Genomic DNA, 15,807 nt, shown 5'->3' on the forward strand with positions numbered 1-15,807 from the left:
GAATCCAGGAAGCCTGCCAGTTCGATGATTTTCGCTTCCCACTCTGCTTCGCCTTCCAGCGCTTTCAGAGCAGAACCACGAACGATCGGGGTGTCGTCGCCCGGGAAGTCGTACTGAGACAGCAGCTCGCGCACTTCCATCTCAACCAGTTCCAGCAGCTCTTCGTCATCAACCATGTCGCATTTGTTCAGGAACACGATGATGTACGGAACGCCTACCTGACGACCCAGCAGGATGTGCTCACGGGTCTGCGGCATCGGGCCGTCAGTCGCAGCAACAACCAGGATAGCGCCGTCCATCTGAGCAGCACCGGTGATCATGTTTTTCACATAGTCGGCGTGGCCCGGGCAGTCAACGTGCGCGTAGTGGCGAGTCGGGGTGTCATATTCAACGTGAGAGGTGTTGATGGTGATACCACGAGCTTTTTCTTCCGGCGCGTTATCGATCTGATCGAATGCACGAGCAGAACCACCGTAGGTTTTCGCCAGAACGGTAGTGATGGCAGCAGTCAGGGTAGTTTTACCATGGTCAACGTGGCCGATAGTACCGACGTTGACGTGCGGTTTTGTACGTTCAAATTTTTCTTTAGACACGGCTATATTCCTTACTATAGTGCCCCCTCGCCGAGAGGGCACGGGACTTTGGTTTTAACCCTGCGGCTTATTTGCCACGGGCTTCGATAACGGCCTGAGCAACGTTGTTCGGCGCATCATCATACTTCAGGAATTCCATAGTGTATGATGCACGACCTTTGGTCAGAGAACGCAGCTGAGTTGCATATCCGAACATTTCAGACAGCGGAACTTCAGCGTGGATCTTAACGCCAGTTACTTCGGATTCCTGACCACGCAGCATACCGCGACGACGGCTCAAGTCACCGATAACGTCACCAGTGTTCTCTTCCGGAGTTTCTACTTCAACCTTCATGATCGGCTCAAGCAGAACTGGTTTTGCTTTCTTAAAGCCTTCTTTAAAGGCGATAGAAGCAGCCAGTTTAAACGCCAGTTCAGAGGAGTCAACGTCGTGGTAAGAACCGAAATGCAGACGAACACCCATGTCAACAACCGGGTAACCAGCCAGCGGACCAGACTTCAGCTGCTCCTGGATGCCTTTATCAACGGCCGGGATGTATTCGCCAGGAATTACACCACCTTTGATGTCGTTGATGAACTCGTAGCCTTTCGGGTTTGAGCCCGGCTCCAGCGGGTACATGTCGATAACAACATGACCATACTGACCGCGACCACCAGACTGTTTAGCGTGTTTACCTTCAACATCGGTAACTTTCGCGCGAATCGCTTCGCGGTAAGCAACCTGAGGTTTACCGACGTTCGCTTCAACGTTGAACTCACGTTTCATACGGTCAACGATGATGTCGAGGTGCAGCTCACCCATACCAGCGATGATGGTCTGGTTAGATTCTTCGTCAGTCCATACGCGGAAAGACGGGTCTTCTTTAGCCAGACGGCCCAGAGCCAGACCCATTTTTTCCTGGTCAGCTTTGGTTTTCGGTTCAACTGCGATAGAGATTACCGGCTCAGGGAACTCCATGCGCTCCAGAATGATCGGGTGATCCGGGTTACACAGAGTGTCACCGGTGGTCACGTCTTTCAGACCGATAGCAGCCGCGATGTCGCCTGCGCGAACTTCTTTGATCTCTTCACGTTTGTTAGCGTGCATCTGTACGATACGACCGAAACGCTCACGTGCGGATTTCACGGAGTTCAGGATGGTGTCGCCAGAGTTAACCACGCCAGAGTACACGCGGAAGAACGTCAGGTTACCAACGAACGGGTCGGTAGCGATTTTGAACGCCAGTGCAGAGAAAGGCTCGTCATCGCTAGCGTGACGCTCAGCCGGAGTATCTTTACCGTCGTCCAGGATACCGTTGATCGCAGGTACGTCAACCGGGGATGGCAGGTAATCAATTACCGCATCCAGCATCGCCTGTACGCCTTTGTTTTTGAACGCAGAGCCGCAGGTTACCAGGATGATTTCGTTGTTCAGAACGCGCTGACGCAGAGCTTTTTTGATCTCTTCTTCAGTCAGTTCTTCACCGCCCAGGTATTTCTCCATCAGCTCTTCAGAAGCTTCAGCAGCGGACTCGATCAGGTTCTGGTGCCATTCGTCAGCCAGGTCCTGCATGTCAGCCGGGATATCTTCGTATTCGAAGGTAACGCCCTGGTCTGCATCGTTCCAGTTGATGGCTTTCATTTTCACCAGGTCAACAACACCGGTGAAACCTTCTTCAGCACCAATCGCCAGCTGCAGCGGAACCGGGTTCGCGCCCAGACGGGATTTGATCTGACCAACAACTTTCAGGAAGTTCGCGCCCATGCGGTCCATTTTGTTAACGAACGCAATACGCGGAACTTTGTATTTGTTAGCCTGACGCCATACGGTTTCAGACTGCGGCTGAACACCACCAACTGCGCAGTAAACCATTACCGCACCGTCAAGGACACGCATGGAACGTTCTACTTCGATGGTGAAGTCAACGTGGCCCGGGGTGTCGATGATGTTGATACGGTGCGGTTCATACTGCTTAGCCATACCAGACCAGAATGCGGTAGTCGCAGCGGAGGTAATGGTGATACCACGCTCCTGCTCCTGCTCCATCCAGTCCATAGTTGCGGCGCCGTCATGAACTTCACCGATTTTGTGGTTTACACCGGTGTAGAACAGAATACGTTCGGTAGTAGTGGTTTTACCGGCGTCGATGTGCGCACTGATACCGATGTTACGGTAGCGTGCAATAGGTGTTGTACGAGCCATTTGATTCCTCTATTGCCTTAGGCGTTCAGGATAAGTTACCCAGAGCGGGCGGCTTACCTGAAGCGCCCGTCTGGTGACTAACATGCCGCAGGGATTACCAGCGGTAGTGTGCGAACGCCTTGTTGGCTTCTGCCATACGGTGAACGTCTTCACGTTTCTTAACTGCAGTACCTTTGTTGTCTGCAGCATCAGAAAGTTCGTTCGCCAGGCGGAGAGCCATGGATTTATCACCGCGTTTACGAGCAGCTTCAACGATCCAACGCATTGCCAGAGCATTGCGGCGAACCGGACGGACTTCAACTGGAACCTGATAAGTAGAACCACCAACGCGGCGAGACTTAACTTCTACAGTCGGGCGCACGTTTTCGAGAGCGACTTCGAAAGCTTCCAGTTCGGATTTACCAGAGCGCTGAGCCAGGGTCTCCAGCGCGCTGTATACGATAGATTCTGCAGTAGATTTTTTACCGTCTACCATCAGGATATTGACAAATTTAGCCAGCAGTTCTGATCCGAACTTCGGATCCGGCAGAATTTTACGCTGACCAATGACGCGACGACGTGGCATGGAAATACTCCGTTGTTAATTCAGGATTGTCCAAAACTCTACGAGTTTAGTTTGACATTAAAGTTAAAACGTTTGGCCTTACTTAACGGAGAACCATTAAGCCTTAGGACGCTTCACGCCATACTTGGAGCGAGCCTGCTTACGGTCTTTAACGCCGGAGCAGTCAAGCGCGCCACGCACGGTGTGGTAACGAACACCCGGAAGGTCTTTAACACGACCGCCACGGATCAGGATCACGGAGTGTTCCTGCAGGTTGTGACCTTCACCACCAATGTAGGAAGTCACTTCAAAACCGTTAGTCAGACGAACACGGCATACTTTACGCAGTGCGGAGTTCGGTTTTTTCGGAGTGGTGGTATATACACGGGTACATACACCACGTTTTTGCGGGCAAGCTTCCAGCGCCGGCACGTTGCTTTTAGCAACTTTGCGAGCGCGAGGTTTGCGAACCAGCTGGTTAACTGTTGCCATTAAATAGCTCCTGGTTTTATAGCTTTTGCTTCGTAAACACGTAATAAATCGCCCTCATATAATATGAGGACGCGGAATTTTAGGGCTGTGCTTAAAGGGTGTCAAGAAATATACAGCGTTCGCACGTTACCAGGCCATCTGGCTTGCGTGTTTTACGGTAAGTTTGACGAACTCATTATAGCTAATCGTGTCGATATTGCTCGAAATTTGAGCGGAGAGCCCTCGAGCTTCCACATCACAGTGTAAGGCGGCAACCCGGGCGGGCGACGCCAGCAGCGCAGCGAGATAGCGGCTGTCGTTAAGCGCAGCGACCACGCCGTCCTGCATCAGAAGGATGTCGTCGCCAGGACATACAAGGCGCAGCAACGCGTTAACATCAGACTGCCAGGGTGAGCGAGAAAGCGTGTACAGCATGGCGTTCCTTAAAAAGTCAGCACGACGTCGTAATCATTGAGGCGCTCGCGCAGCGCGCCGGCGCTGAGCGGCTCGACATCAATGACAAAATCGTGTTTGTCGCCAAGCCCGCGCTCCTGAAGGGATGCCTGGCAAATATAGCAGCGGTCAATATCGTACAGCGGCAGAACTTTAAACGTAGAGATATAGTCGCGTCCCAGAATCGCCTGCGGGTTCTGGCCTGGCAGAATCTGAAAAACGCCGTCGCTGACAAAAAAGACGCCGATCTCTTCCGTTAACGCGGACATCGCCAGCAGCGCGTCGAGTCCTTCGCGGCCCGCCGCAGTGCCATGCGGCGCCTGGGTAAATACAAAAGCCACCTGTTTCATTAAAACTCTACCACTCTGTCACAGGTCAGCGCGGCTTCGGCAAGCGCGCCAAGACCGCTCAGCTGAAACCCGGGCTGAAGGTTCGCGCTCGGCAGCCCCTGCGTTCGCGCTTCATTTTCATCCGTCACGCCGCGTCGCAGCGCGGCCGCCACACAAATGTGCAGCGCGACGCCGTATTCATCGTGCAGCTGTTGCCAGGCGCGCACCAAATCGAATTCATCGCTCGCCGGCGACGTGAACTGATTGGCGTTATAGACCCCTTCCCGATAAAAAAAGACGCTCTCAAGGCTATGGCCTTCCGCCAGTAACGCTTTCGCAAATTGCAGGGCGCTGCTGGCCTGCTGCGTACCATAAGCAGGCCCGGTGACCATCAGTGCGAAGCGCATTACCGTTCGTGCCCCTGGAAATCGCCGCTTTTGAACTGGCGGATGTACAGATACACCGTGTGCTTGGAGATATTCAGCCGGTCAGCCACCTGATTAATGGCGTCTTTAATATCAAATATGCCTTTCTCGTAGAGGTTAAGGACAATCTGACGGTTCTTGGCGTTGTTAGAGACGTTGCGGTCCGCGTTCACCTCTTCAATGGTGAACTCCAGCGTCTGGGTCACCAGATCTTCTACAGACGAGGCAAAGTTGACGGAAGACGGCACTTCCTGCGTTTCCGGCGGCACAAAAGTGCTCATAATCTGGGAGAACGGCACATCAAGGTTCATGTTAATGCACAGGAGGCCTATCACGCGGTGCTCCCGATTACGGATGGCGATAGTGACCGACTTCATCAGAACACCGCTTTTCGCACGGGTGAAATAGCATTTCGACACGCTGCTGTCAGCGCCGGTCATATCGTGCAGCATACGCAGCGCCAGATCGGTAATCGGCGAGCCGATTTTACGCCCCGTATGTTCGCCGTTGGCGATGCGGATTGCCGAACATTTCAGATCCTGCAGGGAATGCAGCACAATTTCACAGTGGGAGCCGATGAGCATCGCTAACCCGTCCACGACCGCTTCGTAGGAGCGCAAAATATCAAAGTCGGTCTGTTCGAAAGGACGCTGATCCAGCAGATCGAGTTCGCTGGCCTCATTGGTTAATAGCGAATTGGACATGAAAACATACCACCCTTTACAGCGAGCCTGTCGTCTCAAGGTCTGGGCAGACTCATCATTCAGTTGTTACGTAACTCGCTAAAGTAATACAGCGGGCGCAACACTAGCCAGCTTTTATTATACGTGGCCCGGATAAAAAAAACCGCCGCCCGAAGGCGGCGGTCTGCGAAGCGTTACTTCGCTTTGGCGGCGTCGTCCGCTTTATCGCCTGCGGCGGCCTTCGGTGCGGCGTCTGCTTTCGCCGCCGGATTGATATCCAGCAGTTCTACGTCAAACACCAGGGTGGAGTTAGCCGGAATGCCCGGAACGCCGTTTTTGCCGTAAGCCAGCTCAGGCGGGATGACCAGCTTGATTTTGCCGCCTTTCTTGATGTTTTTCAGGCCTTCAGTCCAGCCCGGGATCACACCGTCAAGACGGAAAGAGAGCGGCTCGCCGCGTTTGTAAGAGTTATCGAACTCCTGACCGTCGATAAGCGTGCCTTTGTAGTTAACCACAACGGTGTCGCTCTCTTTCGGCGCAGCGCCGGTACCTTCTTTCTCGACTTTATACAGCAGGCCAGTAGAAGAGGTCTTCACGCCTTTCTCTTTGGCGAATTTGTCACGGAAGGCTTTGCCTTTCGTTTCGTTTTCCGTCGCGTCTTTCTCGACTTTCGCCTGAGCGGCGCCTTTCACGCGCGTTTCGAAAGCCTGCAGAGTCTGCTCGATTTCCTGGTCAGAGAGTTTGCTCTTATCGGCAAACGCGTCCTGGACACCGGCGATCAGCTGGTTTTTATCCAGTTTGATGCCCAGTTTTTCCTGTTCTTTCAGGGAGTTTTCCATGTAACGGCCCAGCGAAGCACCCAGCGCGTAAGCCGATTTCTGATCGTCGTTCTGGAATGCGGCTTTGCTGTCAGCGGCAGCAGTATTCTGCTGCTGTGCGGCTGGCGCAGCAAAAGTCAGGGGCGCATTGAACGCCACAGCCATCGTGGTCGCCAGCAGCGTTACTTTAAACAGTGATTTCATCCATTATCTCCAGGGTTGGGGCCTCTCACCCCAGGGTTATCTTAAAAACGAAAGTCGTACTATAAAACGTCGCAGCGGAAATCAACATAACCACTTTTCCGTTTCGGGCGTTATTTCAGACTTAATTTGTTTAAATAAGTTTCTTTCTGTTGAAGCAACTCGGCAGAATCCGGAAAAGTTGCGTAGAATCGCGACGCAAAGGGGGAAACATCATGCAAAACGAATCGACTGAACAACGCATTGCTGAGCTGGAAAGCCGGCTGGCGTTTCAGGAAACCACCATTGAAGACTTAAACGCCGCCATCACAAAGCATGAGCTTGAGCTCGCGAAGATGCGCGAACAGCTCAAAATTATGGTGGAGAAAATTAAAGCCTCACAGCCGTCAATGATCGCATCGCAGGCGGAAGAAACGCCGCCGCCGCATTACTGACAGGTAAATCGCGGGCAGTAAAAAGGGGCGCCGGAGCGCCCCTTTTTTGTCAGGCTCTTAGTGGCAACCGCAGCCGCCGTTACCGCAACTGCCTTTACCGTGCTCGTGGTCGTGGCTATGGCCGTGACCGCCGCAGCAACCGTCGTGATCATGGTCATGATCGTGGTCGTGATGATGACCGTTCGCGCCGTGAACATGGCCGTGGGCCAGCTCTTCTTCGGTCGCTTCGCGGATAGCAACAACTTCTACGTTGAAGTTCAGGTTCTGGCCCGCCAGCATGTGGTTGCCGTCAACGACAACATGGTCGTCGCCCACTTCGGTAATTTCTACCGGTACCGGGCCCTGATCGGTTTCCGCCAGGAAACGCATGCCAACCTGCAGTTCGTCAACGCCCATGAAGACGTCTTTCGGTACGCGCTGCACCAGGTTTTCATCGTACTGGCCGTAAGCGTCGTTGGCGCCTACGTTCACATCGAATTTATCGCCAACATCGTGACCTTCCAGCGCCGATTCCAGGCCGGAAATCAGGGAGCCGTGACCATGCAGGTAGTCCAGCGGCGCACTCACCGGAGACTCATCAACCAATACACCGTCTTCTGTACGTACCTGATAGGCCAGGCTGACCACCAGGTCTTTTGCTACTTTCATGATATCTCCTGAGTGAGGAAAAAAGACTGGCGCCGATTGTAGCCCAATTCGGCGCCTGTGTACCCTTTAGCTTAAAGAAACCTGGGGCATCTCGCTAGTCGGGATGAAAAATCCCTATGACTTGCTCATCTTTGCGAACCTTCTCGCGAACTTCTTTATCCGCCTCGCGCATCTGATGCCCGCACTTTACGCACTCGACAATATCGACCTGATTTTCACGCCACATGGCGAGAGAATCCTGCGCCTGGCATTTCGGGCACACGGCCCCGGCAATAAAACGTTTACGCACAGCCATAGGTTCACCTTCTATTCAAATTCGTCCCAGCCGTCCAGCTGGCGTCGTTCCTGCTGCATCTCGCGATGGAAAATCTCTTCCAGCTCGCGCCGCGCCTCGCGTACACGGGAGATTTGCGCGTTATCGGTATGTACCGGCATCAGTTCGCGCAGCATGCGCATATCAAGGCGCCGGAAATGAAGCTGCGCGCGCTGCGCCTGGTGAGGATGCATCCCCAGCGAAACCAGCGTTTTGCGCCCAAGCTCCAGGGCGCTGGAGAACGTCTCGCGCGAGAACTGTTTGACGCCCGCCTGGAGGAGCTCGTGCGCCTCGACGCGACCGCGCGCTCGCGCCAGGATCTCCAGCTGCGGAAAGTGCTGCTGGCAGAGATGCACGATGCGCATCGTGTCTTCCGGGTCGTTGCAGGTCACGACGATAGACTCTGCGGATTCGGCCCCGGCGGCGCGCAGCAGTTCAAGCTCGGTGGCGTCGCCATAGTAAACTTTGTAGCCATATTTACGCATCAGGTTGACCGCGCTGATATCGCGCTCCAGCACCGTAATACGCATTTTGTTGGCCATCAGCAGGCGACCAATCACCTGCCCGAAACGTCCGAAGCCGACAATAATCACCTGCGGCTTATCATCTTCCACATAAGGCGTTTCATCGTGGTCGTCCTGGGCGTTGAAGTGGCGCGCCAGCAGGCGGTTGATGCCTTTCATCACCAGCGGCGTGGTCATCATTGAGAGCGTAACCGTCACCAGCAGCAGCGCCATCTGGTCATTATGAAAGAGCTTCTGCGATGAGGCGCTGGAGAAGAGCACAAAGGCGAACTCCCCGCCCTGGCTCAATACGCCCGCGAACGGCAACCGCTCGGTGCGCCGCAAGCCCTGAAAACGCCCGAGGCCATACAGCACCGCCATCTTGACGCTCACCAGCACGACCACGCTCATCACGACCCACAGAATATGGGTATAGAGGACGCCCAGGTTCAGCGCCATGCCGACGGAGATAAAAAAGAGCCCCAGCAGCAAGCCTTTAAACGGCTCGATGGCGATTTCCAGCTCGTGGCGATATTCGCTCTCGGCCAGCAGAATGCCCGCGATAAACGTGCCGAGCGCCATAGAAAGCCCCAGCAAATCCATAAACAGCGCGGCGCCCAGCACCAGCAGCAGCGCGGCGGCGGTAAACACCTCGCGCACCCCGGAACCGGCGATAAAGCGAAACACCGGGCGCAGGAGATAACGCCCGCCGACCAGCATGACCGCGAACGCCAGCACTTTCATGCCGATTTTCAGCCAGTCCGGATGCTCATCGCCGTTGCCCGCCAGCAAAGGCACCATCGCCAGCGCCGGGATCACGGCGAGATCCTGAAACAGCAGCACGGAGAACCCTAACTGGCCGCCTTCGGTGCGGTTCATCCCTTTGTCGCGCATCAACTGCAACGCCATCGCGGTAGACGACATCGCAAGCCCGATACCGCCAACCACGGCCGCCTGCCACGCGAAATCAGTGAGCATCAGCAGCCCCGCCAGCACCACGGCGCTTAACAGCACCTGCGCGGCGCCGATGCCGAAAATCGAGCGCCGCAGCTTCCAGAGTTTCGAGGGATTAAGCTCAAGCCCTATCAGGAACATCAGAAATACGACGCCCAGCTCCGAAAAGTGCAGGATCTCCTCGACATCGCTGATAAAGCCAAGCCCCCACGGGCCGATGGCGATCCCCGCCAGCAAATAGCCGAGTACCGCGCCGATACCCAGGCGCGCCGCAATCGGCACCGCCACCACCGCGGCGAAAAGAAACAGAATGCCTGCCAGCAGCAGGTCGGAACCTTCCATCAAAAGCCTCCCGGCGTTAACGGGTCCGCCAGCCAGCGTTCATACGCGTGGCCGTGAGACGCCAGTTCGGAAAGCGACTGACGCCGCGCCCAGTAAATAATCAGCGGCGTCATCCAGTGCATACGGCACATAGCGGCGGTCAGCTCGAAAGGCCGCAGAATGTCGCTCAGGGCATAGCGGTTAAACCCGTCCGGGCGATAGGCCGTCTCCGGCTCGCCGGTAGTAATAACGCAGCGCCAGTATTTTCCGGCAAGCTCCGTGCCGCCCACGCCGCTCGCGAAACCGCGGCTTAACACCCGGTCGAACCACTCTTTCAGCAGCGCCGGACAGCTATAGGTATAAAGCGGGAACTGAAAAACAATCACATCGTGATCGCGCAGCAACGCCTGCTCATGGCTGATATCGATAAAGAAATCGGGATAGTGGGCATAGAGGTCATGCACCGTGACATTCGGTAATTGCAGAGCCGGCTTAAGCAAAACCCGGTTGGCCACCGAGTCCTGAGATTCCGGATGGGCATACAGCAGCAAAACTTTCGCTGTCTGTGACATCATTCCCCTCCAGGGCGTCGTCATTGTTACTATTTTGGGCTACCATGGCGGCCCCACGCGGTGCCCAAAGCATCACGTTACATGAATACAATGACAATTTAACATAGTCTGAATCTACGGCGCCTTATGATTGTTTTCTCCTCGTTACAAATTCGTCGCGGCACTCGCGTGCTGCTGGACAACGCCACCGCCACGATCAACCCGGGCCAGAAAGTCGGCCTGGTGGGCAAAAATGGCTGCGGCAAATCCACGCTCCTGTCGCTTCTGAAAAACGAGATTAGCGCCGACGGCGGGAGCTTCACCTACCCCGGCACCTGGCAGCTGGCCTGGGTGAATCAGGAGACGCCTGCGCTCGCGCAGCCCGCGCTGGAATATGTGATTGACGGCGATCGCGAATACCGCGCCTTTGAGCGCGAGCTGAACGACGCCACCGAGCGCAACGACGGTCACGCGATCGCCACAGCGCACGGCAAGCTGGACGCCATCGACGCCTGGACCATTCGCTCACGCGCCGCGAGTCTTCTGCACGGGCTGGGCTTTAGCAATGAACAACTAACGCGCCCGGTGAGCGACTTCTCCGGCGGCTGGCGTATGCGTCTTAACCTCGCGCAGGCGCTGATCTGCCGCTCCGATCTGCTGCTTCTCGACGAACCGACCAACCACCTCGATCTCGACGCGGTCATCTGGCTGGAGAAATGGCTGAAAAGCTATAACGGCACGCTGATCCTTATCTCGCACGACCGTGATTTCCTGGATCCGGTGGTGGACAAAATCATTCATATCGAACAGCAAAATATGTTCGAGTACACCGGCAACTACAGTTCGTTTGAACGTCAGCGCGCCACGCGTCTCGCCCAGCAACAGGCGACCTATGAAAGCCAGCAGCAGCGCGTCGCGCATCTGCAAAGCTTTATCGATCGCTTTAAAGCGAAGGCGTCCAAAGCGAAGCAGGCGCAGAGCCGTATCAAAATGCTGGAGCGCATGGAGCTGATTGCGCCTGCCCACGTGGATAACCCGTTCCACTTCAGCTTCCGCGCGCCGGAAAGCCTGCCCAACCCGCTGCTGAAAATGGAAAAAGTCAGCGCCGGTTATGGCGAGCGCATCATTCTGAACTCCATCAAGCTCAACCTGGTGCCCGGCTCGCGCATCGGCCTGCTGGGGCGCAACGGCGCCGGGAAATCGACGCTGATTAAACTGCTGGCGGGCGAACTTAACCCGATCAGCGGCGACATCGGGCTCGCCAAAGGCATCAAGCTCGGGTATTTCGCGCAGCATCAACTGGAGTTTTTACGCGCCGACGAATCGCCGTTGCAGCATCTGGCGCGCATCGCCCCGCGTGAAACCGAACAACAGCTGCGCGACTATCTCGGCGGCTTCGGCTTCCAGGGCGATAAAGTCACCGACGTCACCGAGCGTTTCTCCGGCGGCGAAAAGGCCCGTCTGGTGCTGGCGCTCATCGTCTGGCAGCGCCCTAACCTGCTGCTGCTCGATGAACCGACCAACCACCTGGATCTCGACATGCGCCAGGCGCTGACTGACGCGCTAATCGAATTCGAAGGCGCGCTGGTGGTGGTCTCGCACGACCGTCACCTGATCCGCTCCACCACCGACGATCTCTATCTGGTGCATGACGGCAAAGTCGAACCGTTCGACGGCGATCTGGACGACTACCAGCAGTGGCTGAGCGACGTGCAGAAGCAGGAGAGCCAGGGCGACGACGCCAGCCGCGAGAAAGACAACGGCAACAGCGCTCAGGCGCGCAAAGATCAGAAGCGCCGCGAGGCGGAGCTGCGCACCCAGACGCAACCGTTGCGTAAAGAGATAACCCGTCTGGAAAAAGAGATGGAAAAGCTCAACGCCACGCTGGCGGGCGTCGAAGAGAAGCTCGCCGACAGCGCCATTTACGATCCGGCTCGCAAAGCGGAGATGAATGAGTGCCTGCAAACGCAGGCGAAGACCAAAGCGGCGCTGGAAGAGTGCGAAATGGCGTGGCTGGACGCGCAGGAGCAATTAGAAGCGATGCTGCAAAACGAGTAACCGGGCGCGGGCGCCCGGTTGGCTGGGTTAACGCTGCGCCGCCAGGCGCTGGCGCAGGGTTTCCAGATGCTCCACGCTGTGAAGTTTGCCATCCAGAAAACGGGTTTTCAGTTCACCCTGCTTCTCCTGCTCCAGGGTCTGTTCGTCAAACAGCTGATAATCGCCGTTGTCATCACGCTCCACCCGCAGCAGCCCGCGCGCTGAGCGTTTCAGTCCGCTGTCGGTTTTCGGCTCTTTGAAAATCATGCGGCCCACGCCGTTCACTTCGCCGTATGTCGCCTTCATCGCAAAGCCGAACGTGTCGCGGGTGTTGTACTGATACGTAAACGAACCGACGCCGAACACCACGTTTGAGCTGGCGAAGCCTTTCGCCGCCAGACGGCGCAGGATCTCTTCAGCGCGATCAAGTGTGATGGAATCGCCATAAATCAGGCCTACATGCGGGTCGAGCACTTTGAAGCCTTTGTCATTCACGGTGCCGCCGAAAATTTCCCACAGCACTTCCACCGAGCCTTTCTCTTCCGGCGTGCGATCGGCGCGCGTGTCGTCATCGGCGCCGGTACCGCAGAGGATCTCTACCGGGTCGCCGCTGTCCGGACGGAACACCACGCGGCCTTCACGCGCCATAATCTGCGTTTTCAGTTCACGGGTATATTCTGTGATGACGCGCCAGTAATCCCAGGTATCCGACACAATCGAGACAAAGCCATTCGGGTAGAGATCGCAAATCAGGCGGCGGAACGTCTCGATTTCGCTCTCTTTCTCGCCCATGCACATCACGCTGTGCTCGGTGGCCGGAATGGACGCGGCAATGAAGCACTCCTGGCCCTGGGTGTAGTAATCGCGGGCATAGAGCATCGACGGAATGTTATCGGTGCCTTTAAAGCTCAGCAGATGGCCACAGCCCGCCTGCGCGGTATCCTGAAGGCCAGACATGCCGCGAAACGAGAAATCGTGGCACTGAAAATCCAGGTGGCTTACGTCAGAGCAGGTTTTCTCTGCCCAGCGCTCGCAGATAGTACGGTAGTGATGCGCGATAGTGGCGTTGGTGGAGGATTTCCACAGCTCCGCCGAGAGCACGGTTTCCAGATAGTTCACCAGCCAGAAGAATTCCGGGCGCGTATTGGTGATGGTCAGTACCGGCACTTTCATCGACACCTTGCTGCCTTCATCCAGCGCTTTGATATGCAGCGGCAGATAGCCGAGCTGATGCAGCGCGCGAATGTGATCCGCGCTGACAGCGCCCTTGCCGATATAGCTGTCCATCACCGCCTGGTATTCGTCCACCACTTCCGCCTCAGGGCGCGCGAAGAACTGCTCGTTAAACAGATCGACCAGGAACCACTGCAGGAACCCCTGCAGGCCGAAAAACACCAGCTTGCCGTCCGCGACAGGAGAGTGGAAATGACGGTCGCTGCGCGGCGTAAAGTTGGAATAGACTTTGGTGGTGCCTGCCGGGTACTGCTCGCGGTGCGACACTTTGTAGCCGTCAATAGCCAGAATTGGATTCATGTTCATCTTCCCTCTCCTTACGCGTTATAAATTTTATTGATATCAATCATTTCTACCCGTTCCTGCGCCAGTTCAGCGGGCGCGAAGGAGGTGGTCGTATACAACTGGTCGATGCCGTTATTCAGCAGGTTGTCGACGCCTTTGGAAAACACGCCGTGGGTAACATAGAGGCTGACGCTTCGCGCGCCCGCCTCGCGCAGTACCTGGGCTGAGCCGATAAACGTGCCGCCCGCGTCGCAGAGATCGTCCACAATCAGTACCGCTTTGCCTTGCACATCGCCGTCTACCAGGCGAAAACCGGTCAGCTCGCCGGTCACGACATTGCGCTGTTTGGTCAGAATGGCGAACTCATGGACGCCTGCGGCCTGCGCGACGGTATGGATTTTTTTAAGCGCGCCGGCATCCGGCGCCACCAGCATTAACTCGCCGGCTTTCAGGGCGCGCTCCAGCGTCTTGCTTTGTAACAGGCAACGCTCCTGCGGGATAGCCACCAGATTTTCAATCGCGGCGGCGGCGGCCTCGCTGTGGGGGTCGAGCACTCTCACTTTGTCGAAACCGAGGGTGTTCAGCTGGCGGGCGAAGACTTTCAGCGCAAAGCTGTCGCCTGGCTGCATGTGCCTGTCCTGACGCGCATACGGCAGCCAGGGCAACTCCAGATGGCTGAAGCGCACATCGCAGTGTTGACGCACCGCGTCGGTCAGTTGCGCCAGCACCATAAAATCGTCCATCGTTTTCATGGCGGCGGCGCGAATACACATCAGCGAGGCGACGCGCGGCAGTTCGCCGGTTACTTTCGCCCATACGGCGCCGTCAGGAAAACGCCCGGTCTGTGTTGCAATCTCTTGTCCGTCTACCATCAGTTGCGGCTGCATCATTTTCGCCCCCGGTTAATGAGTTTGTGTCCTTGTGACACATTTAATATTGTCCAAGAGACACTAATAAGCAAGCGATATTTTCGCCGCGCTGGCTAAAAAATAGCATGTTACTGAAAATTAAAACATTACAGGTTTGCTTTGTCCCGGTGCCCGGGGCTGGTAAACTTGTCTCTGAGACAATTAAACGGAGCGGCGCATGACCACTGAAGCGGAATATCTGGAAAACTATGACCCTGCGCGGTTCCCTTCTCCGCTGGTGACCGTCGATAGCGTGCTGTTCACCCTGCATGACCAGGCGCTTTGCGTGCTGCTGGCACAGCGCGCCCGTCAGCCGCAGCAGGGGCGCTGGGCGCTGCCGGGCGGGTTTATCGATATGCGGAAGGATGACTCCACCCACGCGACGGCGCTGCGTAAGCTGACCGAGAAAACCGGCGTGCGCCCGTCATGGCTGGAGCAACTGGAGACCTTCTCCGGCCCGGATCGCGATCCGCGCGGCTGGAGCCTCACCACCGCCTGGTTTGCGCTAATCGCCTGGGTCGACTGCCAGCCGCATATCGCCTCCGTCAGCGATGCGCGGTGGGTGCCGGTGGCGGAGCTTGGCGCGATTGAACTGGCATTCGATCACCTGACGATTATCGACGCGGCGCTGCGCCGCCTGCGCCAGAAAACGATGTATTCGCTCCTGCCGGTTTACTGCCTGCCGGAGTGCTTTACGCTGAGCCAGCTTCAGGAGGCGACGGAAATTATTCTCGGCCAGCCCATTCAGCGTAAAAGCCTGATCCGCCGCTTTGAAGCCTCAGGGATGTTTGAAGAGACCGGCGAGAGCGTCGCCACCGGCGCCCGTAAGGCCAGGCTCTGGCGACGCAAGCCGGACGCCGATATTCACCTGTTCTCGCGCAATTTACTGGCTGAATGATCCGCACCAAAGCATCAACAAAA

The 15,807-nt window shown here is 56.2% G+C and carries 18 protein-coding genes; 3 read left to right on the top strand and 15 right to left on the bottom strand.

Annotated features, from left to right (window positions below):
• The 9 genes from AACV31_RS17420 to fkpA form a co-directional block, all read right to left on the bottom strand.
• Window positions 1–593: GTP-binding protein (locus AACV31_RS17420; RefSeq protein WP_165155282.1), on the bottom strand; the 593-nt coding region annotated here is incomplete at its 3' end.
• A gap of 67 nt (window positions 594–660) precedes the next feature.
• Window positions 661–2,775, bottom strand: a complete 2,115-nt coding sequence (gene fusA, locus AACV31_RS17425) for an elongation factor G (RefSeq protein ID WP_007764798.1) — start codon at window positions 2,773–2,775, stop codon at window positions 661–663.
• A gap of 94 nt (window positions 2,776–2,869) precedes the next feature.
• Entirely contained in the window at window positions 2,870–3,340 is a 471-nt protein-coding gene (rpsG, locus tag AACV31_RS17430) for a 30S ribosomal protein S7 (RefSeq protein WP_001138042.1), read from the bottom strand.
• A 96-nt stretch (window positions 3,341–3,436) separates the two neighbouring features.
• Window positions 3,437–3,811, bottom strand: a complete 375-nt coding sequence (gene rpsL / locus AACV31_RS17435) for a 30S ribosomal protein S12 (protein WP_000246815.1) — start codon at window positions 3,809–3,811, stop codon at window positions 3,437–3,439.
• A gap of 126 nt (window positions 3,812–3,937) precedes the next feature.
• Window positions 3,938–4,225 carry a sulfurtransferase complex subunit TusB gene (gene tusB / locus AACV31_RS17440; RefSeq protein WP_165155280.1) on the bottom strand — a complete coding sequence of 96 codons (288 nt, stop codon included), beginning with the start codon at window positions 4,223–4,225 and terminating at the stop codon, window positions 3,938–3,940.
• An 8-nt stretch (window positions 4,226–4,233) separates the two neighbouring features.
• A complete protein-coding gene (tusC, locus tag AACV31_RS17445; protein ID WP_105538520.1) occupies window positions 4,234–4,593 on the bottom strand; it encodes a sulfurtransferase complex subunit TusC in 360 nt (119 codons plus the stop codon).
• Entirely contained in the window at window positions 4,593–4,979 is a 387-nt protein-coding gene (gene tusD / locus AACV31_RS17450) for a sulfurtransferase complex subunit TusD (protein ID WP_165155278.1), read from the bottom strand. Before tusD ends, tusC begins: the two co-directional genes overlap by 1 nt.
• Window positions 4,979–5,701, bottom strand: coding sequence for a helix-turn-helix transcriptional regulator (locus AACV31_RS17455; RefSeq protein WP_007764807.1), 723 nt, complete (start codon window positions 5,699–5,701; stop codon window positions 4,979–4,981). Before AACV31_RS17455 ends, tusD begins: the two co-directional genes overlap by 1 nt.
• 173 nt (window positions 5,702–5,874) lie before the next feature.
• Window positions 5,875–6,702 carry an FKBP-type peptidyl-prolyl cis-trans isomerase gene (fkpA, locus tag AACV31_RS17460; RefSeq protein ID WP_007764810.1) on the bottom strand — a complete coding sequence of 276 codons (828 nt, stop codon included), beginning with the start codon at window positions 6,700–6,702 and terminating at the stop codon, window positions 5,875–5,877.
• A gap of 212 nt (window positions 6,703–6,914) precedes the next feature.
• Between fkpA and AACV31_RS17465 the strand changes: the two genes are divergently transcribed.
• A complete protein-coding gene (locus tag AACV31_RS17465) occupies window positions 6,915–7,133 on the top strand; it encodes a SlyX family protein (RefSeq protein WP_075197078.1) in 219 nt (72 codons plus the stop codon).
• A gap of 57 nt (window positions 7,134–7,190) precedes the next feature.
• Here AACV31_RS17465 and slyD read toward each other — a convergent pair whose 3' ends face one another.
• The 4 genes from slyD to kefG all read right to left on the bottom strand — a co-directional run bounded on the left by slyD (window position 7,191) and on the right by kefG (window position 10,447).
• On the bottom strand, window positions 7,191–7,781 hold the full coding sequence (gene slyD / locus AACV31_RS17470) for a peptidylprolyl isomerase (RefSeq protein ID WP_165155276.1): 591 nt from the start codon (window positions 7,779–7,781) through the stop codon (window positions 7,191–7,193).
• 94 nt (window positions 7,782–7,875) lie between these two features.
• Window positions 7,876–8,076 carry a YheV family putative zinc ribbon protein gene (locus AACV31_RS17475; RefSeq protein ID WP_004386608.1) on the bottom strand — a complete coding sequence of 67 codons (201 nt, stop codon included), beginning with the start codon at window positions 8,074–8,076 and terminating at the stop codon, window positions 7,876–7,878.
• An 11-nt stretch (window positions 8,077–8,087) separates the two neighbouring features.
• Entirely contained in the window at window positions 8,088–9,893 is a 1,806-nt protein-coding gene (gene kefB / locus AACV31_RS17480; protein ID WP_165155275.1) for a glutathione-regulated potassium-efflux system protein KefB, read from the bottom strand.
• Window positions 9,893–10,447, bottom strand: coding sequence for a glutathione-regulated potassium-efflux system ancillary protein KefG (gene kefG / locus AACV31_RS17485; protein WP_007764816.1), 555 nt, complete (start codon window positions 10,445–10,447; stop codon window positions 9,893–9,895). Before kefG ends, kefB begins: the two co-directional genes overlap by 1 nt.
• A gap of 123 nt (window positions 10,448–10,570) precedes the next feature.
• Between kefG and AACV31_RS17490 the strand changes: the two genes are divergently transcribed.
• Window positions 10,571–12,481, top strand: coding sequence for an ABC transporter ATP-binding protein (locus tag AACV31_RS17490; protein ID WP_075197080.1), 1,911 nt, complete (start codon window positions 10,571–10,573; stop codon window positions 12,479–12,481).
• Window positions 12,482–12,508: 27 nt separating this feature from the next.
• Here AACV31_RS17490 and AACV31_RS17495 read toward each other — a convergent pair whose 3' ends face one another.
• Complete coding sequence (locus AACV31_RS17495) at window positions 12,509–13,999, bottom strand: nicotinate phosphoribosyltransferase (protein WP_165155273.1); 1,491 nt, start codon at window positions 13,997–13,999, stop codon at window positions 12,509–12,511.
• 11 nt (window positions 14,000–14,010) lie between these two features.
• Window positions 14,011–14,868 (bottom strand): ribose-phosphate diphosphokinase, encoded by an 858-nt coding sequence (gene prs, locus AACV31_RS17500; protein WP_165155271.1) that lies wholly within the window; start codon window positions 14,866–14,868, stop codon window positions 14,011–14,013.
• A gap of 196 nt (window positions 14,869–15,064) precedes the next feature.
• Between prs and AACV31_RS17505 the strand changes: the two genes are divergently transcribed.
• Window positions 15,065–15,784, top strand: coding sequence for an NUDIX hydrolase (locus tag AACV31_RS17505; protein ID WP_075197083.1), 720 nt, complete (start codon window positions 15,065–15,067; stop codon window positions 15,782–15,784).
• Window positions 15,785–15,807: the final 23 nt, after the last annotated feature.

This window comes from Cronobacter sp. EKM101R (assembly GCF_963888145.1).
GTDB classification, from domain to species: domain Bacteria; phylum Pseudomonadota; class Gammaproteobacteria; order Enterobacterales; family Enterobacteriaceae; genus Cronobacter; species Cronobacter turicensis.